This window comes from Kocuria subflava, from assembly GCF_012163155.1.
Classification (GTDB): domain Bacteria; phylum Actinomycetota; class Actinomycetes; order Actinomycetales; family Micrococcaceae; genus Kocuria; species Kocuria subflava.
On the sequence record NZ_JAAVUN010000125.1, the window covers coordinates 1 to 700 of the forward strand.

At 63.4% G+C, this 700-nt stretch carries 1 protein-coding gene; it reads right to left on the reverse strand.

Going from position 1 to position 700, the window contains the following annotated elements; genetic code table 11:
* Positions 1 to 296, reverse strand: a 296-nt coding sequence (locus GTW58_RS13330; RefSeq protein ID WP_483413988.1) for a LexA family protein, incomplete at its 3' end; no start/stop codon positions are given.
* Positions 297 to 700: the final 404 nt, after the last annotated feature.

The following is a 700-nucleotide window of genomic DNA, read 5'->3' on the forward strand; positions in this document are numbered from 1 at the left end:
GATTCCTGGGCGGTCAACGGTGAGGTCGGGTCGAGTACCTCCATGGCTCGAGGCCGCTTCGGGTCCCGCCGGATACACCCTAGGCGCTCGAGTTGGTTGAGCTGGTGGGTCACGCTGGACAGCGAGGCGAGGCCCGCGAGGTCGCCGATCTCGCGCATCGACGGCGGGTAGCCGCGCTCCGTGATCGAGCGGCGGATGACGTCGAGGATCTTCTGCTGCCGCGCGGACAAGGGACGTCGCCCGGACAGGTCTTGCGGCTGCCCCGGATCAGAGGTCTTGCGGTCGCTGGGTGCCATGGCCGTCCTTTGGATGCGCTGCGGGATTCCTTGTGTTGTCCGACCCCCTGCGTTGACTGGTCCACGGTGAACCTCCCAACGCGGAGTTCCGTTGTCCGGAGCCGGTGAGGTGTTCGATCCCGACTCGATCTCGACGGGCTCGACGGGCCAACACCCCCTCAGGATATGGGAGTTCACTCACGTGATCAAACAAATGTTCGAAAGCGTGTCGACGCCGTTCGTACATACGTGCTAGAAATGTTCGAAACGGAATCGAACACCTGTTCGAGCCCCCAGGGTGATCTGTCGGGGGAACCGCAGTGGTTCACGGACCGGCGCCTCGGGTGAGGAACGGTCAGGACCTCGGAGGTCAGGCAGACCCCGGCAAGAAGGAGTGCTTTCCAATGTCAGCCATCAGTTTCGGA